Annotated in this window: 16 protein-coding genes and 3 tRNA genes; 16 read left to right on the top strand and 3 right to left on the bottom strand. The window is 49.7% G+C overall.

What is annotated here, in order from left to right:
* Positions 1 to 3 precede the first annotated feature (3 nt).
* The 6 genes from lysS to ACYVUT_RS01905 all read left to right on the top strand — a co-directional run bounded on the left by lysS (position 4) and on the right by ACYVUT_RS01905 (position 4379).
* Complete coding sequence (lysS, locus tag ACYVUT_RS01880; protein WP_484499267.1) at positions 4 to 1527, top strand: lysine--tRNA ligase; 1524 nt, start codon at positions 4 to 6, stop codon at positions 1525 to 1527.
* A gap of 151 nt (positions 1528 to 1678) precedes the next feature.
* A complete protein-coding gene (locus ACYVUT_RS01885) occupies positions 1679 to 2083 on the top strand; it encodes a hypothetical protein (RefSeq protein ID WP_484499796.1) in 405 nt (134 codons plus the stop codon).
* A gap of 502 nt (positions 2084 to 2585) precedes the next feature.
* On the top strand, positions 2586 to 2762 hold the full coding sequence (locus ACYVUT_RS01890; RefSeq protein ID WP_484501411.1) for a hypothetical protein: 177 nt from the start codon (positions 2586 to 2588) through the stop codon (positions 2760 to 2762).
* Complete coding sequence (locus ACYVUT_RS01895; protein ID WP_484501412.1) at positions 2759 to 4051, top strand: O-acetylhomoserine aminocarboxypropyltransferase/cysteine synthase family protein; 1293 nt, start codon at positions 2759 to 2761, stop codon at positions 4049 to 4051. Before ACYVUT_RS01890 ends, ACYVUT_RS01895 begins: the two co-directional genes overlap by 4 nt.
* 178 nt (positions 4052 to 4229) lie before the next feature.
* A tRNA-Gly gene (locus tag ACYVUT_RS01900) sits at positions 4230 to 4301 on the top strand.
* A gap of 4 nt (positions 4302 to 4305) precedes the next feature.
* Positions 4306 to 4379, top strand: a tRNA-Pro gene (locus tag ACYVUT_RS01905).
* A 136-nt stretch (positions 4380 to 4515) separates the two neighbouring features.
* On the opposite strand, the gene ACYVUT_RS01910 is transcribed toward ACYVUT_RS01905, so the two are convergent.
* Positions 4516 to 5886, bottom strand: a complete 1371-nt coding sequence (locus ACYVUT_RS01910; RefSeq protein ID WP_484501413.1) for an ISNCY family transposase — start codon at positions 5884 to 5886, stop codon at positions 4516 to 4518.
* Positions 5887 to 6074: 188 nt separating this feature from the next.
* Here ACYVUT_RS01910 and ACYVUT_RS01915 point away from each other — a divergent pair.
* The 8 genes from ACYVUT_RS01915 to rpoC all read left to right on the top strand — a co-directional run bounded on the left by ACYVUT_RS01915 (position 6075) and on the right by rpoC (position 21039).
* Positions 6075 to 6146, top strand: a tRNA-Gly gene (locus ACYVUT_RS01915).
* Positions 6147 to 6377: 231 nt separating this feature from the next.
* On the top strand, positions 6378 to 7703 hold the full coding sequence (locus ACYVUT_RS01920) for an RNA-guided endonuclease InsQ/TnpB family protein (RefSeq protein WP_484499799.1): 1326 nt from the start codon (positions 6378 to 6380) through the stop codon (positions 7701 to 7703).
* A gap of 694 nt (positions 7704 to 8397) precedes the next feature.
* Positions 8398 to 9765 (top strand): IS4 family transposase, encoded by a 1368-nt coding sequence (locus ACYVUT_RS01925; protein ID WP_484499632.1) that lies wholly within the window; start codon positions 8398 to 8400, stop codon positions 9763 to 9765.
* A gap of 310 nt (positions 9766 to 10075) precedes the next feature.
* A complete protein-coding gene (locus ACYVUT_RS01930; protein WP_439774794.1) occupies positions 10076 to 10537 on the top strand; it encodes a GAF domain-containing protein in 462 nt (153 codons plus the stop codon).
* Between the two features lie 23 nt (positions 10538 to 10560).
* On the top strand, positions 10561 to 13017 hold the full coding sequence (locus ACYVUT_RS01935; protein WP_484499800.1) for an ATP-dependent Clp protease ATP-binding subunit: 2457 nt from the start codon (positions 10561 to 10563) through the stop codon (positions 13015 to 13017).
* 129 nt (positions 13018 to 13146) lie between these two features.
* Positions 13147 to 13491, top strand: a complete 345-nt coding sequence (locus ACYVUT_RS01940; protein ID WP_484499801.1) for a bacteriocin immunity family protein — start codon at positions 13147 to 13149, stop codon at positions 13489 to 13491.
* Between the two features lie 201 nt (positions 13492 to 13692).
* Complete coding sequence (rpoB, locus tag ACYVUT_RS01945; protein WP_439774791.1) at positions 13693 to 17358, top strand: DNA-directed RNA polymerase subunit beta; 3666 nt, start codon at positions 13693 to 13695, stop codon at positions 17356 to 17358.
* 15 nt (positions 17359 to 17373) lie between these two features.
* On the top strand, positions 17374 to 21039 hold the full coding sequence (gene rpoC, locus ACYVUT_RS01950; RefSeq protein ID WP_484499802.1) for a DNA-directed RNA polymerase subunit beta': 3666 nt from the start codon (positions 17374 to 17376) through the stop codon (positions 21037 to 21039).
* Between the two features lie 64 nt (positions 21040 to 21103).
* Here the strand turns inward: rpoC and ACYVUT_RS01955 are convergent, their stop codons facing one another.
* Positions 21104 to 21664 (bottom strand): hypothetical protein, encoded by a 561-nt coding sequence (locus tag ACYVUT_RS01955; protein WP_439774789.1) that lies wholly within the window; start codon positions 21662 to 21664, stop codon positions 21104 to 21106.
* A gap of 84 nt (positions 21665 to 21748) precedes the next feature.
* Positions 21749 to 22564 carry a Cof-type HAD-IIB family hydrolase gene (locus ACYVUT_RS01960; protein ID WP_439774788.1) on the bottom strand — a complete coding sequence of 272 codons (816 nt, stop codon included), beginning with the start codon at positions 22562 to 22564 and terminating at the stop codon, positions 21749 to 21751.
* 262 nt (positions 22565 to 22826) lie between these two features.
* On the opposite strand from ACYVUT_RS01960, the gene rpsL reads away from it, so the two are divergent.
* Together rpsL and rpsG are read left to right on the top strand one after the other, a co-directional pair.
* Positions 22827 to 23234, top strand: coding sequence for a 30S ribosomal protein S12 (gene rpsL, locus ACYVUT_RS01965; RefSeq protein ID WP_003613306.1), 408 nt, complete (start codon positions 22827 to 22829; stop codon positions 23232 to 23234).
* 15 nt (positions 23235 to 23249) lie between these two features.
* On the top strand, positions 23250 to 23720 hold the full coding sequence (rpsG, locus tag ACYVUT_RS01970) for a 30S ribosomal protein S7 (protein ID WP_002878218.1): 471 nt from the start codon (positions 23250 to 23252) through the stop codon (positions 23718 to 23720).
* The last annotated feature ends 23 nt before the right edge of the window (positions 23721 to 23743 follow it).

Consider the following 23743-nt stretch of genomic DNA (forward strand, 5'->3'; position numbering starts at 1 on the left):
ACGTTGGCAAAGAACGAAATTAACGACCAATTGCTTGTTCGTCGGCAAAAGCTTGAAGAACTTAAGGAGATGGGGATTGAACCCTTCGGCCGCAAATATGACCGGGAAGCCCTGGCCCGCGACCTGGACGAAAAGTACTTGGGCCTTGACAAGGACGAACTGAACGCAGATATGCCTAAGACCAAGATCGCCGGCCGGATGCTGGCCAAGCGGGGCAAGGGCAAGGTCGGCTTTGCGGACCTCTATGACCGTAGCGGCAAGATCCAGATCTACGTCCGCAAGGACATGGTCGGTGAAGAAAACTACCAGATCTTCAAGAAGGCCGACCTCGGCGACTTCCTGGGCGTTGAAGGCGAAGTCTTCAAGACTGATTCAGGCGAACTGTCTGTCCGGGCCCAGCACGTGACCTTCCTGTCCAAGGCTCTGCGGCCACTTCCTGACAAGTACCACGGCCTTAAGGACGTTGAATCCATTTACCGCCAGCGTTACCTGGACTTGATCACCAATCACGAAAGCTACCAGCGTTTCGTTAACCGGACCAAGATCATCCAGGCTATCCGTGACTACTTGAACGGGCAGGACTTCCTGGAAGTTGAAACTCCGGTTCTGCACAACATCCCAGGCGGGGCTGAAGCTCGTCCGTTCATTACCCACCACAACGCCCTGGACATCAACCTTTACATGCGGATCGCTTTGGAATTGCCACTGAAGCGTTTGATCGTCGGTGACATGGAACGGGTTTACGAAATCGGCCGGGTCTTCAGAAATGAAGGGATGGACCTGAAGCACAACCCTGAATTTACTGAACTGGAAACTTACGCTGCTTACTACGACTTCCACGATGTCATGGATGAAGCTGAAGGCATCATCCGGGCAGCTGCCAAGGTTGTTTCAGAAGATGGCAAGATCAACTACCAAGGCACTGACTTGGACTTGGGCAAGCCATTCCGTCGGGTGCACATGGTTGACCTGATCAAGGAATTAACTGGCGTTGACTTCTGGCAGCCAATGACTCTGGAAGAAGCCCGGAAGGTTGCCGCTGAACACCATGTTGAAGTTGAACCTTACTGGCAAGTTGGTCACATCATCAACGCCTTCTTCGAAGAATTTGGTGAAAAGTCAATCGTTGACCCAACCTTCGTTTACGGTCACCCGGTTGAAGTTTCACCGCTGGCCAAGAAGAACGCGGATGACCCACGCTTCACTGACCGTTTCGAAATCTTCATCATGGGCAATGAATACGGCAACGCCTTCTCAGAACTGAACGACCCGCTTGACCAGCGGGAACGGTTCGAAGCCCAAATGGCTGAACGTGACGCCGGCAACGACGAAGCCGACATCATCGACGAAGACTACCTGCGGGCCATGGAATATGGTATGCCGCCTACGGGTGGTCTGGGCATCGGGATCGACCGTCTGGTCATGCTTTTGACCAACGCGGCTTCAATCCGCGACGTCCTGCTCTTCCCAACCATGCGGCCGGAAAAGATCGTCGACGACGAAAAGAACATTAAGCTGGACAAGTAGTCCAGATCAATAAATTTAACTCTCCGGGCTTGGCCTGGGGAGTTTTTTATTGAAAAAATAAAACGAATCGTTTTCAAGATATAAATGTTAAGGAATTTTTGCTAGAATAAAGGCAATTAACTTGAGAGTTGCTTTTAGAAAAGGTGAATTTTTGCCAATCTACAGATACTTATTGTCGATTTTAACCACCATCTCCGCCTTGGCCGGGGCCTTTTTGGCTGCCAGCAGCGGCTTAGCGGCTTATTTGGCCAGCCAGCCAGTCAAGGCGGGGATTTTTGCCGTCCTCTGCCTTTTAGAGGGGCTTAGCGCCTACTTCCTCTGGCGGCCGGGGAAGCGGGTATTAGCTATTTTAAATAGCTGCTTGCTGGCGTCAGCCCTGCTCCTCTTTTGGCAGGGAGAGGGACTGGCGGCTGGAGCTGCTCTGTCTTTATTGGCGATCAACTATCTGCTGAAAAAAGAAGAGACTTGGGCCTTGACTCTGGCTTTGGTCTTGAACCTGGTCTTTGCCGCTTTGACCATGTTGCCCCACCAGTTCATGTCTTTCCCGGCAGCTTAGTTTTCACGAAAGAAAAAATAGAATGAATTTGGATAAGATCAATTATTACGGGTTCAGCCGGGCGGGGGGCAATGTTTTGCTGGCCCGGTCTTGACTTTGGACGAAAAGCTCGTATACTTTAAATACAGATTAAGTTTTGCTGGGAAAGTGCTTTCAGCGGCTTAGTTTGGTGAATAGGACGATCAACCAGGGAATCACTGCCATGATTTCCTGGTTTTTGTTTGCAGACTTTTTAGCAAAAAAGAATTGACTTTCAGCTGGTAGCTGATATACTTAAAAGCAAATTAAGGATTAATGAAGAAAGGAGAACCACCATGGAATTCGCTGCTAAGAATTGTCAAATGCAAGTCATGTCAATGAACATGCTGATGTACAGCATGCCTTTTAGCGTAGAAACGAATACCTGTGGTTCACCATCCTAAGATCGTTACTGTATTGAAGATAGTAAAGGCCGCCTGAACTACTGGTTAGTTGGGCGGCTTTTTTACGAGGTAAGGTTCATGTGCAGGAAACGATATCAACAGACGAAACGCTGGCTGATCCTCTGGCGGGGAGCGGCGATTGGGGCCAGCTACATGTGCCGCTTGTGTTTTTAACAGCAATATTTCAGCAATCTAATCATTTCCAACAACTAAAAAATATTACACAGCAACAACACAAGCGAGGTAAAAAAACATGAGTAAAGAAGCTATCAGCAACGAAGGTTTGTCATTTGAAACTTTGCAGGTCCACGCCGGTCAGCCAATTGACGAAACTGGCGCCCGGGCAGTGCCAATCTACCAAACCACGTCCTATGTCTTTGACGACGCTGACCAGGCAGCTGGCCGTTTTGCCTTGACCGATGCCGGCAACATCTACACCCGTTTGACCAACCCGACCACGGCGGTTTTTGAAAACCGGGTAGCAGCCCTTGAAGGCGGCACGGGTGGCGTGGCCCTGGCAACGGGGGCGGCAGCGATCACCGCGGCTATCTTGAACGTAGCTGGGGCGGGCGACGAAATCGTGGCTGCTTCCACTATTTACGGCGGGACCTACGACCTTTTTGCCCAGACTTTGCCGCCATTGGGCATCAAGACCCACTTCGTTGACCCAAGTGATCCGGCCAATTTTGAAAAAGAAATCAACGACCATACCAAGGTGGTTTACGCTGAAACCATCGGCAACCCTAACGCCAACTTGATCGACATTGACGCGGTAGCAGAAGTGGCTCACAAGCACGGCGTTTTGGTCATTATCGACAACACCTTTGCTACCCCTTACCTCTACCGGCCATTTGAACATGGGGCCGACGTGGTTGTCCACTCAGCTACCAAGTTCTTCGGCGGCCACGGGACGACCATGGGCGGGGTAGTCGTGGAAAGCGGCAAGTTCGACTATGAAAAGTCCGGCCGCTACCCAAGCTTCACTAACCCTGACCCGTCTTACAAGGATGTGACTTGGGCCAAGCTGGGGGCACAAGCATTTACGACCAAGATCCGGGCAACGGTTCTGCGTGACACCGGGGCCAGCCTCAGCCCATTCAACGCCTTCCTGCTTTTGCAAGGCCTGGAAAGCTTGTCCTTGCGGGTTGAACGCCACGTCTACAACGCTCAAAGAGTGGCTGAATACCTCAGCAAGCATCCAAAGGTTGCCTGGGTCCGCTACCCGGGCTTGGCTGACAGCCCGGACCATGCCTTGGCTGAACGGGACTTCCCGAAGGGGGTTGGCTCAATCTTCACCTTTGGCCTGAAGGGCGGGGAAGAAGCCGGCAAGCAGCTGATTGTCAACTTGAAGCTCTTCTCCCTTTTGGCCAACGTGGCTGATGCCAAGTCCTTGATCATTCAGCCAGCTTCCACCACCCACGCCCAGCTGAATGCCGAAGAACTGGCCAGCGTCGGGATTACCCCGGACTTGATCAGAATCTCTGTTGGGGTGGAAAATATCGACGACCTTTTGGCCGACCTGGACCAGGCCCTGGCCAAGCTGTAATTTTTGAAAAATCTCCTTATGTTAAAAAACGTTTCCTGCTAGAGGAAACGTTTTTTGCGTCTACATCTTCTTGCTGGCCTCCATATAGTTTAATCGAACTTGCCGCAGAGAAAAATGCTATTTTTATAAAAAAGCCCTTGCCAAGACCCGGCTTTTAGATTATCCTAATAGATGTGTTGCGGAAGTAGTTCAGTGGTAGAACATCACCTTGCCATGGTGGGGGTCGCGGGTTCGAATCCCGTCTTCCGCTTCTTCGGGAATTAGCTCAGTTTGGTAGAGCGCTACGTTCGGGACGTAGAGGTCACAGGTTCAAATCCTGCATTCCCGATTAGCCAATGTGTGATCAAAGCGTTGCTTTTTATAGCGGCGCTTTTTTCTCATTTATGGGCAAAAAAGACTGTCAATAACTTGGGATAATGTCCCGTAAAATTTAAATTATTAGCGGGGAATTTTCCCCGCTATTTTTATGTGAATCTGTGATACTTGTGCGCTTTTTCCTGCTGCTCAATGAACGAAGCCCGCTTCCAAGGATGGGACATCGGTGGAATATACTTTTTCCGCGGTTTCTTCTTCTTGGTCTCAAAGTCGAGATCCGGAGAGACCTTGGCATTCTTCGGAATCTCGGTTAAAGCATACACTTTCTCGTCAACGGTGACCAACAACTGGCCATCTAACGCTTGGATAACCAGGCATTTAGTGCCTTTGGCAAAGCAAATAAGCTTGTTTGAGGCATCTGTGGCTTGATAATAGTGATTCTTGTAGGAGATAGCCGAGCCGCTGTCAAACGTGCGTGGAGATAGTACTGCCAGCGTGTAGTTGATCTTCTCGCCATCAGGGCTGTCGTCGAAAGCTGATTCAAATTTGCCTACATCTTGTCCAAACTTCTCGTTGAATTTTGGCACAAAAACCTCCCGGAGATACTTGTTGGCATCTTCGATTGTAGTAATATTGTGAAGCCTCAGTTCGGGCTTCAAACGGCTCTGTACGGTCTGATTCGCCCGTTCTACCATGCCTTTGGCCTGTGAGACGCTAGTGGTTACGATATCTGTTCCGAGGGTCTTGCAGGCATAACCAAATTGCGTAAGTACATCTTTGTGCTCTGCCTTGGTCTTAGCCGTCTCGTAGTTGAAAACAGTCCGATTATCGGTCTTGAATCTAAGAGGGATACCGTAATCCACGAGAATCTGCTCATAGACGTGGTAGTATGCATTCAGAGTCTCCTGCCAGTCGAAGTAGGCGCCGACCAGGTTACCTGTGGCGTTGTCTATGGCTAGGTGCAGGTGAGCCTTCTTATCGCCAAACCAGAGCAGGGAAGAGGCATCCATTTGAATTTCCTCACCGAAGTACTTACAGCGCTCATGGCGAGGATGTGCGTCTTCCAAGGCTACCTGGTGGTCGATAACCTCTTCGGAAACTTTGGTTGTCTGCTTTGGGTGATCCCGGTACCACTTCTTTTTGGCCATTTTCCGCTTAGTTTGCCTCCAAGGCTTTGGCGAAAGGATGTAATTGTCCTTAAGCAGGTTATAGACCTTGGTGTAAGAAACAGAGATGTGCTCGATTTCTTCAAGTAGCTCAACGAAGTGAGTCAAGTTGCAGTCTTGATATTTGGTGCGATATAGAGTTACAATTTGTTTGTTAATTTCTGTGGTGAGACAATTAACAGGTAAGCGACCGGCGTTCCCATGAACAAAGGCCGCTTTTCCTTTGCTTCGATACTGGTTGATTCTTCTGTTCAGCTGTCTGACAGAGATCCCCAAGATAAGGGCAGCTCTTTTCTTGTTTCCGCCATGATCAACCAGCTCTTTGATGATTCTGTATTGTTCTTCGTACTTCATAGTTAACCTAACTTTCTTCATTGTCCGTAACCTCCGATATATGGAGATTATCTCAGACATTTACCTTTTTGGGACATTTTTCTCTGTTAATACTTAAGACATTATCACTTGTTAAACACATTTTTTCTCATTTATGGGCAAAAAAGACTTGCAAAAGAGAAATTTTTTGGTAAACTAATAAATGTATCGCGGAAGTAGTTCAGTGGTAGAACATCACCTTGCCATGGTGGGGGTCGCGGGTTCGAATCCCGTCTTCCGCTTCATCAAAGACTCGCTAATTAGTAACAAGTAATATAGAACTATATCGAAAAATATAGCGTAATGTGCTTGCAAAAGAAAACAACTTCTATCTTAATAGAAATTAAGTGTGTTGCACCTATGATTTTAGTCAAAAGATGCAACGCATTTTTTTTGCTTCTTTTTTGAACGTGTGTTTGGAAAATAGTTGGAATAAGTGCTAAAATATGCTTGTCGAAAAGAGGTGAAGACAAATGACAACCAAAAGGACTCACGTATATCGTTTATATCCAGATGCTACTATGGCTCACGTCTTGGACCAGTGGTGTGACTATCGCCGTTATTGCTACAATAAGGCCCTAGAACTGTGGAATGCGACCTATTCGGAATATCGTATGTTAGTCAGTCCAGAGATTCTGATGGAATTCAAGAAGCCAAAAGAAGAACGGCAATTTACTGAAGAGCAGAAGTTATTTATATCTAGATACTACCCAACCGCAGCACTGATTCAGAAAAAGCTTACGGCAAACAAACAGTCATGGGAAAAGCAGATTTCTTCGCGTATCCTGCAGCAAGCATGCGCTGACTTGGGCAAATCATTCAAGAAGTTTGCAAAAGATAAGGCACTCAAAGTTAAAAGAGGTGCCGGACGCCCCGTTTTTCAATCCAAGAAAGCCAAACGTCAAGGCTTTAAGTTGAATCAAGGCGTGGTGCTCGCAAAGGAAGGCAACCACGGGAAGCTGACCTTGCCTGTCCCAGCACCTTATAAGGGCGAATGGCATAGCATAAGATTTTCTGAAATCCCCAAAAATGCGGAATTTGGGACGATAAGCTTTTACCGTGAACACGGCCATTACTACATGGCGGTTCCTTACAAGTATGAGACGCCACCATACATTCACAAGCATACGGGTAAGAAGACAGGAATTGACGTCAATGTCAGCCATTTCAATGATGCAGAAGGAGAACACTATTTTCTGCACAAAGGAAACAATGGCGCCGTCAAGCTGGCAAGAGTCTATGAGAACATCAAGCACCAGCAGCGGATTCTGGCAAGAAAGCTGGAAGAAAATGGCCAGATTGCCGGGAAGCGCTCAAAAAGCTATCAAAAAGCGAGAATCAAGCTTCAGAAGCTTTACGAGCGTGCTCACCGCATGCAGGATGACGCGATGCACAAGTACACGACTCACCTTGTCAGAGAATATGATGCAATCTGCATTGAGGATCTGGACGTCAAGGGCATGCTTATGAGCCATGTCGCTTCAAAAGGCGTGCACCGTGCGCTGTTTGGACGCTTTCGCAGCTATCTCGAATACAAGTGCAAGTCTGCCGGGGTCAAATTGGTGATTGCCAATCGCTTTTATCCAAGCACCCAGCGCTGTGCAGCGTGCGGCAACGTCAAGAAGGACGATGAGAAGATTACTCTTTCTGGCAATAAGAAGCATGGCACCAAGCACAATGAATATGTGTGCTACAACAAAAAATGCCCGAACTACAATAAGGTTGTAGATCGGGACATGAATGCAATGATGAATCTTACTTTTTTGATTGATCATCCAAGATACAATAAAGCATTGTAAAGAATTGAAGGATCCACAAGGATCCATGCGGGCAGGCTAATGGCCGGAATGCCATCTGTTACTTGAGCAGTTGCGTAAGCGGCTGTTTCGGTGCAGATGGCTCACCGGACGGGAAGCCGATAAGTTGTTTTGGCAGCAATCGGTTTCTACGACCGCGCATGCAATTCCTCAAATGGAAGAACATGCGAGAAGCGAGTTCAGAACTCGTGAGACAGTTCGGTTGCTCATCTTCGGATAAAGGCATTGTCTGCGGCTTCAGCCGTACAGGTGATGTGAGCATATCGAGTGCAGAGATCGCCCACGCTGTCAATGCGAAAGCTTGGCAGTGAACGCTCGTGAGAGAAATGGAAGCCGGCAGAGTCCTATGTTATGTGCTGGGTATGTTCCAGCCAGGCATGTCGGTGCTGGAAGTAGAGATATCGATGATGTGATAGTCGCAAAGCTGAATATCTTGACCATAATGTGAACCAGCCGGTATCAAGCGCACATTCTTCCACATTTCTTATAGCACTCGCTAGTTACAATGTCATTAAGTTAAGGGATTGACAACAAGAAAGAACCGTATTATCCAAAATTTGGGTAGTACGGTTCTTTTGACTTTTGTAGGATTCGGAATAAAAATAAACGTGGAAGTGTCATTAGCACTCCCACGTTTTTCGTAAACAGTAGAAATATATTGAAAGCTGTGTAAACTATGAAATCTCAATCTCTACCTGTAAATATTTTAGCTCTACTTGATTCTATTATCAATGAAGCGGTATCCAAAATTTCGGAATTTACCACCAAACCAACTGCTTTTAGCAGACACCGTGTGATTGACGTTTCTAAGCTGATTATGTTGATCATCAATATGCAGTCCGAGAGCATTCAGAAGGAGCTGTTCAAGAACATATCGCTTTCTGGCTGTAGTATTACAGCTTCCGCTTTTGTACAAGCCAAAGCTAAGCTTAAACCTGACATATTCAGATACATTTTTGACCAGCTTAATATGAATCTTACGAGTCTAAAACTATACAATGATGAATATAGACTGTTTGCCATTGACGGCTCAGACTTTAATCAAGTATGGAATCCTAAATCTGAAAATATCGTCCGTTTTGAAGGCGCCAATCGCAAACCTTACTGCCAGGTTCATCTTAATGCCCTGTACGATCTTGAAAATAAGATCTATCAAGATTGTGTGATTCAACCTAAGAACAGGATGGATGAACGAAAGGCAGCCGTTGAGATGCTTTCTAGGCTTGATTGCGGAAAATATATCGTCTTGATGGATCGCGGATATCTATCCTTCAATATGATTCAGCACTGCAACGTAAACAAAGACTGCTACTACGTGATAAGGTCAAAAACGGGTTTCACTGCGATCAAGGAAATCAGCCAGCTGCCCGATGAAGAATATGACGGTATCCTTGACTGCTGGGTAACTACATCTAACCATTTCTATACCCAAAACAAAGATCATCTCAATATACATCTGGTAAACCATGTAAATCATCAGTACAAGAAGTTCAAATCCAAGAATAGTAAGGACAACAGCTGGGACTTTAAACAGTTTTGTCATGTGAGATTCCGTGTATGCAAGTTCAGAATCAACCCTGATGATGCTCCGAATAAGGAGCAGTGGGAAGTCCTGGTAACTAATCTTGACGCAGATAAGTTTCCGCTCGACAGAATGAAAGAACTATACAATTTACGCTGGGGAATTGAGAAGTCTTTCAAGACACTTAAGTACGATGACTGCGGAATCCAGTTCCATTCCAAGAAAGACGAGTTTGTAAAGATGGAGCTGTATGCCCATCTGATTGCCTACAATGTGATAATGACCATGGTGAACCAGGCTTATGCTCCGCATCCTAAGTCAAAATCTGACAGCCCATACCAGATAAACCTATCCATGGCGTTCTTTTTAGCACATTATTTACTAGGTGCTGGATGGCTAAAGAAGAATTATGAGGAGTTACTGTATATGATTTCGATGTATATCGGGATGATTAGGCCAAACCGAAGTTACAATCGAAATATACATCCAAGAAGTGCAGTAGTTTTCAATTACCGGCTCTAATTTTGTAAGGTTTGCATAGCTTTCAAGTCCTACTAAGGACTATTTTGTCATGCGTAGAAACAAAAAAACTTGTTCAAGGATCACACCAAAACGGCGTGATATTGAACAAGTTTTTATTTAGAACCGATCTATGGTCAATGTCAATCCCTTAACTTAATGACATTGCGCTAGTTAGCGGGTCTTTTCTTTTTGCCTTATAATAGATCTGCAGGGCACCTGGCTTGTCGAAAAGATCGGGAAATGTTATGCTTGCAAGCATAGCAATTTTTGCCTTTTTACCTATTATTTGGCAGACGCGAAGGAGGAAATCATGGCAGCAGCAAGTCAGGCGGAGTACGAGTTATTGCTTGAGCAGGCCAAGGCCTTGACGGCCGGGGAGAGCGACTGGATCGCCAATACCGGCAATGTTTCGGCCCTTTTGAAAGCAGGAATGAAAAACGTCAATTTTGCCGGGGTTTACCGCTTTGAAAAAGGGGAATTGATCCTGGGGCCCTTCCAGGGGATGCCGGCCTGCGTGCACATCCAGCTGGGCAAGGGGGTCTGCGGGAAAGCCGCCTTGGAAAAGAAGACGCAGATCGTGGCCAATGTCCATGACTTCCCAGGCCATATCGCCTGCGACAGTGCCTCCAATTCAGAAATCGTCGTGCCGATTTTTGACCGGAGCGGCAATTTCTGGGGCGTGTACGACTTTGACTCGACTAATTTGAACAATTTTGATGATTTGGACCAGAAGTACTTAGAGCAGATAGCGGCAGTAGCTTTAGGCAACTAGGTCCGGTGTGAGGCGATTTTTATATGCAAAATTCATACAGTAAAAGCAGCAGACAGGTCTTGGAAATTGCCCAGGAACAAGCCAAGGAGTTTCACCACCGCCTGATCGGGACTGAGCATGTCCTTTTGGCCCTGGTAATCGAAGCTGACGGCAAGGCTGGCAAGATCCTGCGGACCATGAACGTGACGCCGGCCGGGGTCAGGGAAGAAATCGAGCGCTACACGGGCTACGGCTCAGCGGCCCCAACCAGCTACATGGAGTTTTCTCCCCGGCTGACTTTGGCGCTGGACTACGCCAAGCGGAATTCTGAACTCCGGTCCAGCAAGGAAATTGAAACGACGGACATTCTTCAAGCTTTGGTTTCCAGCGAGCAGATCTTGTCAGCCATGATCCTGCGCAACCTGGACGTGGACCTGGACAACTTGAAAGACGAACTGGATGATGCCAACCAGGTGACTGGGGAAAGCAGCCAGGCCAGCCGGCCAGCCGCTGGGGCAAGCCAGTCACAGACGCCGATTTTGGACCGGTTTGGGATCGACTTGAACCGGCGGGCTAAAGAAGGTGACATTGACCCGGTGATCGGCCGCCAGCGGGAACTGGACCGGGTGATTCAGATCCTTTCCCGGCGGACCAAGAACAACCCCCTTTTGGTCGGTGAGCCTGGGGTCGGCAAGACCGCGGTCGCAGAAGCTTTGGCCAGCGCAATCGTTGATAAAAAGGTTCCCCGGGATCTGGCTGACAAGCGGGTGGTTTCGCTGGACGTCAACAGCATGGTGGCCGGTACCCGCTACCGGGGTGAATTTGAAGAGCGGATGGACCGCTTGATCAAGGAAGTTACTGCCAGCAAGAATGTCATTCTTTTTGTCGACGAAATCCACTCTTTGGTCAAGGCCGGGGACGCGGAAGGGGCGATGAGCGCCTCCAACACCTTGAAGCCGGCATTGGCCCGCGGGGATATTCAATTGATCGGGGCCACGACTTTTGAAGAATACCGCAAGCACATGGAAAAAGACTCTGCCTTTGTCCGCCGCTTCCAGCTGGTCCGCCTGGCTGAGCCAAATGAAGAAGAAACCCTGCAGATTTTGCATGGGATCAAGGACAAGTACGAGGACTACCACCGGGTAGCCTTGTCAGAAGAAGCCCTGCAGGCAGCAGTTGACTTGTCCAGCCGCTACATTGCCGACCGCTACCAGCCAGACAAGGCCATCGACTTGATCGATGAAGCCAGTGCGGCGGTTAAACTGGCCAATGACACTGGCGAAGACAAGGACTTGGCTGAAATCGATTTGGAAATCAGCCGGACTCTCAAGCAAAAGAACGATGAAGCAGCCAAGCAAAACTTTGCCCAAGCGGCCAAGCTGCGCGACCAGGAAGTCGCCTTGCGGCAAAAGCGCAGCGAGATTGCTAAAAAGTTGGCCGGCAAGGATGAAAAGCGGTCAGTCGTTGGTGCTGAAGACGTGGCCAAGGTGGTCTCCATCTGGACCGGGGTTCCGGTAACCCAGCTCAAGACCAGTGAAAACAAGCGCCTGGCCCGCCTGGAAGGGATCCTGCATGAAAGAGTCATTGGCCAGGACGATGCCGTCAAGGCCGTGGCTAATGCCATCCGCCGGTCAAGAAGCGGTTTGAAGGATGAGAACCGGCCAATCGGTTCCTTCCTCTTCCTGGGCCCAACCGGGGTCGGCAAGACTGAACTGGCCAAGGCCGTGGCTGAGGCAGTTTTTGGCTCAGAAGACAACATCATCAGAGTCGACATGTCAGAGTACATGGACCGGGAATCTTCCTCTAAGCTGATCGGGTCAGCGCCTGGTTATGTTGGCTACGAAGAAGGGGGCCAGCTTTCCAACAAGGTCCGGGAACATCCTTACTCAGTCGTTCTTTTTGACGAAGTGGAAAAGGCCAATCCGGAAATCTTCAACGTCTTGCTGCGGGTGCTGGATGAAGGCTTCATGACTGACTCCCTGGGCCGAAAGGTCGACTTCAGAAACACGATTATCATCATGACTTCCAACCTTGGTTCCAGAAGCCTGGAGGCTGACAGCCACGTGGGCTTCTCTGCCAGCCAGGAAGACCAGGGCAAGCTGATCACGGAAAAGGTAACCAAGGCCACCAAGGACTTCTTCCGGCCGGAATTTTTGAACCGGATCGACGAAAAGATCGTCTTCAAGCCGCTGGATGCCAAGCAGCTGCGGGAAATCGTGACGCTTCTGACCCGGAAACTGCTCAAGCGGCTGGCGGAAAAAGACATTACTTTGCGCCTGTCGCCAGCTGCCTTGGACCAATTGGCCAAGGACGGCTACAATCCGGAAATGGGGGCCCGGCCATTGCGGCGGACCATCCAGGATGAAGTTGAAGACGAATTAGCCCAGGACCTGGTCAGCGAAAAGCTGCAGGCCGGCGACACGGTCAAGATTGGCGCCCGGGGCGGCAAGCTGCGCTTTGAAATCGTCAAGGCCAAGTCCGGCGAAAAGGTCAAGGGCTAGGCCGGCAGCGAGCGGCTGCACGTATTCTTTAAATATTTGCAAAGACTGAATTTTTTATTGACAGATGTGAATATCTGCCTATAATTTAGCGTAACAAAAGATTGTTTATGTTATTTTTGGAGGCAGATTATGTTTGGCAAAAAGAAAAAAGAAGCAGCCACAAAGGCAAAACAAGAAGCAAGCAAGAAGACTGACGGGCGGATTCTGCTTTACAGCGATATCATCGACGCTCTTTACGACGAAATGCCAAGAGAAGAGCGGGAGGCGTTGCTGGAAGCTAAGCAGCAGCTGGAACAGAAGGTCTACCTGGGCAAGGTGATGCGAGACTTGCGGATCGCTTTAGAGCCGGTTGCAATCAAGTCCCAGCTCAGCCCGCAAGGCAAGCAGATTTTCTGGAATATCACGGCTGGCGGCTACCAGCTCACTGGGGTTGGTCTGGCCAGCCAGGCGGCCATGCTTTTTAGCGGCCGCTAGGGCTTGCTTTGCTTTAAAATTAGTGGTACAATATTGGGCGATTTAAAAGGCTGAAGTTCAGGATTTTACTGATATATTGTCCAGTAAAATGATAAAGACAAAAACGACTGGTTCGTTTTTGTCTTTTTTATGCCCAAAATCCCGGCCTTTTTAAAATGTAACACAAATGTAATATTTGCTCTCTTCAACAGGATAGAAAGGATGTTTTCCTTGCTAAACGGACACGTAGTAAATTACGGACAACACCGGACAAGACGCAGCTTCTCACGGATTAAGGAAATCCTGCCGCTGCCAAACTTGACCGACGTACAGACTGAATCATACAAGTGGTTCCTTGACGAAGGCGTTAAGGAAGTTTTTGACGACATTCTGCCAATCAGCGACACTTCTGGCCGCTTGACCCTGGAATACGTCGACTACAAGCTGCAAGAACCTAAGTATACTGTCGATGAATCACGCAAGCATGACGCGACTTACTCCGCTCCAATGCACGTGACTCTGAAATTGACCAACCACGAAACTGGCGAAATCAAGACCCAAGACGTCTTCTTCGGCGACTTACCGCTGATGACCAAGTCAGGCTCCTTCATCGTTAACGGGGCAGAAAGAGTTATCGTTTCCCAGCTGGTTAGATCACCTGGTGTCTACTACAGTGGCGAATTCGACAAGAACGGCCGGCAAATCTTCGGCACGACTGTTATCCCTAACCGCGGGGCTTGGTTGGAATTCGAAACTGACGCCAAGAACATTTCCTACGTCCGGGTTGACCGGACCCGGAAGCTTCCTTTATCTGTCCTGGTCCGGGCTCTGGGCTTTGGCTCCGACAGTGAAATCAAGGAAATCTTCGGCGACAGCGACACTTTGGACCTGACTTTGGACAAGGATGTTCACAAGAACCCAGCAGACAGCCGGGTAGCAGAAGCTTTGAAGGACATCTATGATCGTCTGCGTCCAGGTGAACCTAAGACTACCGACTCATCCCGGAGCCTTTTGGTTTCCCGCTTCTTTGACCCACGTCGCTACGACCTGGCTGCCGTTGGCCGCTACAAGGTCAACAAGAAGCTGAGCTTGAAGAACCGGCTTTTGGGCTACACTTTGGCTGAAACCCTGGCTGACCCTGACACTGGGGAAGTTCTGGCTGCCAAGGGGACGGTTGTCAACAACGAAGTCATGGACGTTCTGAAGGACTACCTGGACCGCGACGACTTCAAGACTGTTACCTACACTCCATCTGACGAAGGCGCGATTCCAGAACCTGTAACTGTTCAGGAAATCAAGGTCTTCTCCCGTGAAATTCCAGACCGGGAAATCAAGCTGATCTCCAACGGTCACATTGACGAAGACGTTAAGTGCATCACTCCAGCCGACATCATCGCTGCTGTCAACTACTTCCTGGAACTCCAAGAAGGCGTCGGCAACATCGACGACATCGACCACTTGGGCAACCGCCGCATTCGCCGGGTTGGCGAATTGCTGCAAAACCAGATGCGGATCGGTTTGGCCCGGATGGAACGGGTTGTCCGCGAACGTATGTCAATTCAAGACGCGGCTACGGTTACTCCGCAGCAATTGATCAACATCCGGCCAATCGTTGGTTCAATCAAGGAATTCTTCGGTTCATCCCAGCTTTCTCAATTCATGGACCAAAACAACCCGCTGGGTGAATTGACCCACAAGCGGCGTATGTCCGCCTTGGGGCCTGGTGGTCTGTCCCGTGACCGGGCCGGCTACGAAGTCCGTGACGTTCACTACACCCACTACGGCCGTCTGTGCCCAATCGAAACGCCAGAAGGTCCTAACATCGGTTTGATCAACTCCATGGCCACTTACGCCATCATCAACAAGTACGGCTTCCTGGAAACTCCATACCGGCGCGTTTCTTGGGCAACCCACAAGGTTACCGACAAGATCGACTACTTGACTGCCGATGTAGAAGACAACTACATCATCGCCGGGGCCAACACTCCTTTGAACGAAGACGGCTCCTTCGTTGATGACGTGATTCTTTGCCGGCACCGGGAAGACAACGTCGAAGTAAGTCCAGACCGGATCGACTACATGGACGTTATTCCAAAGCAGGTTGTTTCCGTAACTTCCGCATGTATTCCATTCCTGGAAAACGACGACTCCAACCGGGCCTTGATGGGGGCCAACCACCAACGTCAGGCTGTTCCTTTGATCAACCCGCATGGTCCGCTTGTGGCTACTGGTATGGAATACCGGGCAGGTCACGACTCCGGTGACGCTTTGCTGGCTGAAGCAGACGGTGAAGTTGAATACGTGGACGCAAACGAAATCCGCGTCCGCCGCGAAGACCAGACTTTGGATACTTACACCCTTGAAAAGTACCGCCGGTCAAACGCGACTAAGAACTACAACCAGACGCCAAACGTCAAGCGCGGCGACAAGGTTGTTGACGGCCAGGTAATTGCCAACGGTCCGTCAATGGCTGACGGCGAACTTGCTCTGGGTCAAAACCCGGTTATCGCCTTCACCACTTGGAACATGTACAACTTCGAAGACGCCATCATGCTGAGCGAACGCCTGGTTAAGGAAGACGTCTACACTTCAATCCACATTGAAGACTACGACTCAGAAGCCCGTGACACCAAGCTGGGGCCGGAAGAAATCACCCGGGAAATCCCTAACGTTGGTGAAGATGCCTTGAAGGACCTGGACGAAAACGGGATCATCCGGATCGGTGCCGAAGTTCACGACGGCGACATCCTGGTCGGCAAGGTTACCCCTAAGGGGATCACTGAACTGAGCGCTGAAGAAAGACTGCTGCACGCCATCTTTGGTGAAAAGGCCCGTGAAGTCCGTGATACTTCATTGAAGGTACCTCACGGCGGTGGCGGTGTGGTTCAAGACGTTCAAGTCTTCACCCGCGAAGCCGGCGACGAACTGGCACCAGGCGTCAACACCCTGGTCCGGGTCTACATCGTGCAAAAGAGAAAGATTCAAGTCGGGGACAAGATGTCCGGTCGTCACGGTAACAAGGGTACGGTTGCCTTGGTTGCTCCAGTTGAAGACATGCCTTACCTGCCAGACGGTACTCCAGTCGACATCTGCTTGAACCCAATGGGTGTGCCATCACGTATGAACATCGGGCAGCTGCTTGAAATCCACTTGGGCCGGGCAGCCCGCGCCTTGGGTATCCACGTGGCTACTCCAGTATTCGACGGGGCCAGCGAAGATGACGTTTGGGACTTTGTCCGCGAAGCCGGCGTTGACTCAGACGGTAAGACTGTCCTTTACGATGGCCGGACCGGTGAACCATTCCACAACCGGGTTTCAGTCGGGGTTATGTACTACCTAAAGCTGACTCACATGGTCGACGACAAGATCCACGCGCGGTCAATCGGGCCTTACTCACTTGTTACCCAACAGCCTTTGGGTGGTAAGGCGCAATTCGGTGGCCAGCGTTTCGGTGAAATGGAAGTCTGGGCTTTGGAAGCCTACGGTGCAGCCTACACCCTGCAAGAAATCCTGACCTACAAGTCTGACGACGTTGTCGGCCGTGTCAAGGCCTACGAAGCGATCGTCAAGGGCGAAAGAATTCCTAAGCCAGGCGTGCCTGAATCATTCCGCGTTTTGGTCAAGGAACTGCAATCATTGGGCCTGGATCTGCGCGTTTTGGACAGCGACGAAAACGAAGTCGAACTGCGCGACATGGACGAAGACTCAAATGAACACGTAAACATCGATACTTTATCTCGCCTTGCGGAAGCGCAAGAAAAGAAGAAGTTGGCCGAAGAAGAGGCCGAAATCGCCGCGGAAGCTGAAGCAGAAGGTGCAGATGCAGCTGAAGCAGATGCTGATGCAAATGAAGCTGAAACTGCTGACGACGACAAGGCTTCAAAGTAATTGGGAGGTTAAACTTTGATCGACGTAAATAAGTTTGAAAGCATGCAGATTGGTTTGGCTTCACCAAACAAGATCAGAAGTTGGTCTTACGGGGAAGTTAAGAAGCCGGAAACCATCAACTACCGGACTTTGAAGCCAGAAAAAGACGGTCTGTTCGATGAACGGATCTTCGGGCCGACCAAGGACTACGCTTGTGCCTGTGGCAAGTACAAGGGCGTTCGCTACAAGGGGATCGTCTGTGACCGGTGCGGGGTTGAAGTAACGACCTCTCACGTGCGCCGGGAACGGATGGGCCACATCGAATTGGCTGCTCCTGTAACCCACATTTGGTACTTCAAGGGTATTCCGTCAAGAATGGGGCTGGTTTTGGACGTATCTCCAAAGCAATTGGAAGAAGTCATCTACTTCGCGGCCTACATTGTCATCGATCCAGGTGACACTGGCCTGGAAGCCAAGCAGCTCTTGACTGAAGCTGAATACCGGGAAGAAAAGGCCAAGTACGGCAACCGCTTCGTAGCCAAGATGGGTGCCGAAGCTATCCGCGACCTGCTTAAGCAGGTTGACCTGGACAAGGAAGTTACTGCCCTTAAGGCAGAACTGCAAACCTTGAAGGGGCAAAAGCGGACCCGGGCCATCCGCCGGCTGGACATCCTTGATGCCTTCAGAAACAGCGGCAACAAGCCTGAATGGATGGTTATGGAAACTGTTCCGGTTATTCCGCCGGACTTGCGGCCAATGGTTCAACTGGAAGGTGGCCGTTTCGCCACTTCAGACTTGAACGACCTTTACCGCCGGGTTATCAACCGTAACAACCGGTTGAAGAAGCTGCTGGACATGCACGCTCCTGGCTTGATCGTGCAAAACGAAGAGCGGATGCTGCAAGAAGCAGTTGACGCTTTGATCGACAACGGCCGCCGGGGCCGCCCAGTTGTTGGGCCAGGCAACCGGCCACTGAAGTCTATCTCACACATGCTGAAGGGTAAGCAAGGGCGTTTCCGTCAAAACTTGCTTGGTAAGCGTGTTGACTACTCCGGCCGTTCAGTTATCGACGTTTCTCCAAAGCTGAAGCTTTACCAATGCGGTGTTCCGCGTCCAATGGCTCTGGAATTGTTCAAGCCATTCGTTATGCGGGAACTTGTCCGTCGGGGTATTGCTTCCAACATCAAGAACGCCAAGCGCAAGATCGACCGTGAAGACGACGACATCTGGGACGTATTGGAATACGTCATTAAGGAACGTCCAGTTCTTTTGAACCGGGCACCTACCCTGCACCGTCTGTCAATCCAGGCCTTTGAACCAGTTTTGGTCCCAGGCAAGGCCCTGCGTTTGCACCCACTGGCTTGTGAAGCATACAACGCCGACTTCGACGGTGACCAGATGGCCATCCACGTGCCGCTGTCAGACGAAGCTGTAGCTGAATCCCGCCTCTTGATGCTGGCTGCCCACCACATTTTGACTCCTAAGGACGGTACGCCAATCGTTACTCCGTCCCAGGACATCGTTTTGGGTAACTACTGGCTGACCCAGGCTGAAATCGGCCGGGAAGGCGAAGGCATGATCTTTGCTACTCCAGAAGAAGCAACCATTGCCTACAACAACGGCGACATTCACTACCACACCATCATCGGTGTGTCAGCAGCTTCAATGCCGAAGAAGGACTGGGGCGCGGGCCACGAAGACAGCATTTTCGTAACTACTTACGGCCGCTTGGTCTTCAACTCCCTCTTCCCAGACGACTACTTCTACATCAACGAACCAACCCAGGACAACTTGAAGCAGCCAATGGCTGACAAGTACTTCCTGGAAGACGGCCAGGATATCCACGACAAGATTGCTGAAGTTGGCCAGGACCTGGTGGCTACCCCATTCAAGAAGGGCTTCCTGGGTGACACTATTTCTGAAATCTACAAGCGCTACCGGGTACAAAGAACTTCTGAATACCTGGACGACTTGAAGGAAATGGGCTACTCAGCTTCAACTATCTCCGGCTTGACTATCGGTATGGCCGACGTTCCGGAAACCAAGACCAAGGATGCCTTGGTTGCTGAAGCCCGCAAGCAGGTTAAGCAGGTATCCAAGATGTTCCGCCGGGGCAAGCTGTCCGACAAGGAACGTCACGACAACATCATCAAGATCTGGACTGACTGTAAGGATGCCGTTCAACAGGAAATTGCCGAATTCAAGGACCAAAAGAACCCAATCTCCGTCATGCAGCAGTCTGGTGCCCGTGGTAACATCTCCAACTTTACCCAGCTGGCTGGTATGCGTGGTTTGATGGCCACTCCAAGTGGTGAATTGTTCGAAATCCCGGTTATCTCCAACTTCAAGGAAGGTCTGACCGTTCTGGAACTGTTCATGTCCACTCACGGCGCCCGGAAGGGGATGACTGACACGGCCTTGAAGACCGCCCAGTCTGGTTACCTGACCCGTCGTCTGGTAGACGTTGCCCAGGACGTTATCATCCGTGAAGACGACTGTGGCACTGACCGCGGCATTACTGCCAAGGCCATCGTTGACAAGGATGCCGGCTTGATCGAATCACTTTACGACCGTCTGGTAGGCCGCTTTACCAATCGGACTGTCCGTGACCCGCAAACCGGTGAAGTCATCTGCCCTAAGGGCGTCCTGATGGATGAACAAATGGCGCAGAAGATCGTTGACGCTGGCGTGCAGGAAGTCCAAATCCGGTCAATCCTGACTTGCAACACTTCCCACGGTATCTGCCGGAAGTGTTACGGCCGGAACCTGGCCACTGCCGAAGAAGTTGAAATCGGTGAAGCAGTTGGTACGGTTGCCGCTCAGTCAATCGGTGAACCAGGTACCCAGCTGACCCTGCGTACTTTCCACACCGGTGGTGTTGCCGGCGCAGAAGACATCACTCAAGGTCTGCCTCGTGTGCAAGAATTGTTCGAAGCCCGCAACCCTAAGGGTCGCGCGGTCATCTCTGAAGTTGACGGTGTTGTTGACAAGATCGAAAGCAACGCGGCTGAACACTTGCAGGAAATCACCGTTAAGGGCAAGATCGACACCAGAGTCTACACCATTCCTTACACTGCTAAGCCAGCAGTTCAGGAAGGTGATGAAATCCACCGTGGTGACAAGCTGATCCCTGGTTCTATCGACCCTAAGGAATTGATCAAGGTAACTGACACCTTGACGACTGAAGAATACATCCTGGCTGAAGTCCAGAAGTCATACCGGACTCAGGGTGTTGATCTGGCCGACAAGCACGCCGAAGTCTTGACCAGACAGATGCTGCAGAAGGTCCGGGTTCTTGACCCAGGTGAAACCGACATCTTGCCAGGTGAAGTCATGGACATCGCTGAATTCCGCGACAGAAACCGTGACGTCATCATCAGTGGCGGGATCCCGGCTACTGCCCAGGCTGACATTCTGGGTATCACCAAGGCTGCCTTGGAAACCAACAGTTTCCTGTCAGCTGCTTCCTTCCAGGAAACCACCCGTGTTCTTACCGACGCGTCAATCCGCGGCAAGAACGACCCGCTTCTTGGTTTGAAGGAAAACGTCATCATCGGGAAGATCATCCCAGCTGGTACTGGTATGCCAATTTACCGCGACCAAGTGCCAAAGGCCGATGTTCAACAACCAGACTCAGTTTACTCAATCGCTGACCTGGAAAAGAAGATGGAAGACGAAAACAAGGAAACTGAAAGCAAGTAATTCAGTTTGATTAACAAAAAACGTTCGAATGGCTCAAAGTCATCCGAACGTTTTTTGTTTTGCCCTAAAGGAAAAATTGGAGGTTGAGGCCCCAGAATAAGTAGGGCAGGAAGGCGAAGGGTTCTTTACCTGGCCGCTTTTGCCAAAGCGCGTGGGCGATGGCGAGCAGGGAGGCAAGCAAGAAACTCTTTAGGGCAACAAGGCCAGAGAAGTTTAGGACCGTAATTATATAAAACCAGACGTCCCCGCTGCCCATTTTCCCTGTAAAAGCAAGCCAGACCAAGACTGCCAGAAAAAAGGCAGCCTGCCCCAGGCCTTCAGTATTTGGTGCCTGAAAAAACTGTATCAGCCCGGTGACCAGCGGCACGACGAGCAGGTAAGTATCAAAAGACTGTTCATGCAGGTCGCTGACGACCATTAAAAATAAGTTGATTAGAAACGGTAGGAAAATGCCAAAATCTTCAAAATTGGAGTCAGTATGAACCGATAAATTGCCGGCCAGGATGATGTAAGGCAGGTCATCCGCCGGCCAGCTTTTACACTCAAGAAAGGTATTATAACGGTAGCGGTCGGCAATGAGAGCTGCCAAAAGACCGCAAGATAAAGATATGATTTTGCTGAGCATATTTTTCCCTCCAATTACTATTACACCTTTTTGGCCAATATTTTTTTAAAAGGCAAAAAATTTAGATGGTAGGGAAAATCAGTTTTAATTGTTCAGCACGAATTTTTCCAAAGCCTGGGCAATCCCGTCTTTATCATTGCTTGCGGTCACATAGTCAGCAGCTTGCTTGACCAAGTCATTGCCGTTGCCCATGGCTATGCTGGTGCCGGCAAAAGCAAACATGTCTAAGTCGTTTCTCTCATCGCCGATGGCCATGACTTCTTCTGGCGCGATTTCCAGCCGGCCGCAGAGTTCTTTCAGTCCTTGGCCTTTATTAACCTTGGGATTGAGCAATTCAAGGAAGCGGGCGTCAGTCCGCAGAACGTTGAAGTCTTGTCCCCAGTCTTCCTTGACCTGGTCTTCAACTCTGTCCAAAAGAGCTTCGCTGCCGACAAAGCAGGCCTTGGCGATAGCCTGGCCCTTTTCCGGGAAGTCTTCGACATTTCTGACGTAAAGGACGGCCTGGTTTTCGTAAGCCTGCTGGTAAACCATCGGGTCAATGTCGTGGTTAGGTGTGATGATCCGGGATTCAAAGTCAACGATATTGAAGGGAAGCTTTAAAGACAGGGCGTAGGCCGTCAGCTGCCGGTAAACTGAGTTGGCGATCAAGTCGCTGGTCATGATTTCCCCGCTGGCCTTGCGGCTGATTGCCCCGTTTAAAGTCACGGCGTACTGGTCTTCGCCCTTAATCCCCAGCTCATCCATGTAAGGGGCCAAGCCGGCAATTGGCCGGCCGGAGCAAAGGACGACCTTAACGCCGCGTTCAAGTGCCTTAGAGATGGCTTCTTTGCTGCTGGACTGGATTTGCCCTTGTGAGTTGAGCAGGGTGCCGTCAGTATCGATTGCAATTAATTTGATCATTTTTTACCTCATTTTTTCATTTCTACTAACTGCAAATTAATATTTTTCGTCTAAAACCAATCTTAGCATAGATGGAAAACGCTGTCATCGCGTGAAGAAGCGCAGCTTTTTCCAGACAGGAAATTCTTGAAAAAAAGCTTTGCATTGGCTGGCAAATGGAGTATACTAACAGATGTATGTTTTGAAGATTACTCCGCGAGGCAAAAAAGAAACTCCCGGATATGTGAACAAAATGATATATAAATTTAGGAGGAACTAGTTAATGCCAACCATTAATCAATTGGTTAGAAAAGGCCGTCACTCAAAGACTACTAAGTCAAAGTCACCAGCCTTGAACTACAGCTACAACAGCATGAAGAAGGAACAAGTCTTCAACCCAGCACCACAAATGCGTGGGGTTGCGACTCGTGTCGGTACTATGACGCCAAAGAAGCCTAACTCAGCTTTGCGTAAGTACGCCCGTGTACGTCTTTCAAACTTGACTGAAGTTACTGCCTACATCCCAGGTGAAGGCCACAACTTGCAAGAACACTCAGTTGTCCTGATCCGTGGGGGCCGTGTAAAGGACCTTCCTGGTGTACGTTACCACATCGTTCGTGGTGCCCTTGACACTGCTGGTGTTGACGGCAGAAAGCAAGCTCGTTCCAAGTACGGTGCTAAGAAGGGTTAAAGGAGGACTTAAATAATGCCAAGAAAAGGTCATGTTTCAAAGAGAGACGTTTTAGCAGACCCAGTTTACAACTCAAAGCTGGTTACTAAGCTGATCAACCACTTGATGAAGGATGGTAAGAGAGCTCAAGCTTCATCAATCTTGTACGATGCTTTTGACATCATCAAGGACAAGACTGGCAAGGAACCAATGGACGTCTTTGAAGAAGCCATGAACAACGTTAAGCCAGTTTTGGAAGTTAAGGCTCGCCGTATCGGTGGTTCTAACTACCAAGTTCCTGTAGAAGTTCGTCCAGAAAGACAAACTACTTTGGCATTGCGTTGGCTTGTTTCATACTCCCGCCTGCGTAACGAACACACTATGGATGAACGTTTGGCAAACGAATTGATCGATGCCTCAAACAACACTGGTTCAGCCGTTAAGAAGCGTGAAGACGTGCACCGTATGGCAGAAGCCAACCGTGCCTTCGCTCACTACCGTTTCTAATCTAGTGCTCGTTATCTAAGGAG

This window comes from Lactobacillus sp. WILCCON 0059, assembly GCF_057197985.1.

Coding starts and splice junctions, on each gene's coding strand:
- ACYVUT_RS01910 (WP_484501413.1), bottom strand. CDS start 5,886: ATGAAGTACGAAGAACAATACAGAATCATCAAAGAGCTGGTTGATCAT.
- ACYVUT_RS01920 (WP_484499799.1), top strand. CDS start 6,378: ATGACAACCAAAAGGACTCACGTATATCGTTTATATCCAGATGCTACT.
- ACYVUT_RS01960 (WP_439774788.1), bottom strand. CDS start 22,564: ATGATCAAATTAATTGCAATCGATACTGACGGCACCCTGCTCAACTCA.
- ACYVUT_RS01955 (WP_439774789.1), bottom strand. CDS start 21,664: ATGCTCAGCAAAATCATATCTTTATCTTGCGGTCTTTTGGCAGCTCTC.
- rpoB (WP_439774791.1), top strand. CDS start 13,693: ATGTTTTCCTTGCTAAACGGACACGTAGTAAATTACGGACAACACCGG.
- rpsL (WP_003613306.1), top strand. CDS start 22,827: ATGCCAACCATTAATCAATTGGTTAGAAAAGGCCGTCACTCAAAGACT.
- ACYVUT_RS01925 (WP_484499632.1), top strand. CDS start 8,398: ATGAAATCTCAATCTCTACCTGTAAATATTTTAGCTCTACTTGATTCT.
- ACYVUT_RS01940 (WP_484499801.1), top strand. CDS start 13,147: ATGTTTGGCAAAAAGAAAAAAGAAGCAGCCACAAAGGCAAAACAAGAA.
- ACYVUT_RS01895 (WP_484501412.1), top strand. CDS start 2,759: ATGAGTAAAGAAGCTATCAGCAACGAAGGTTTGTCATTTGAAACTTTG.
- ACYVUT_RS01930 (WP_439774794.1), top strand. CDS start 10,076: ATGGCAGCAGCAAGTCAGGCGGAGTACGAGTTATTGCTTGAGCAGGCC.
- rpsG (WP_002878218.1), top strand. CDS start 23,250: ATGCCAAGAAAAGGTCATGTTTCAAAGAGAGACGTTTTAGCAGACCCA.
- ACYVUT_RS01935 (WP_484499800.1), top strand. CDS start 10,561: ATGCAAAATTCATACAGTAAAAGCAGCAGACAGGTCTTGGAAATTGCC.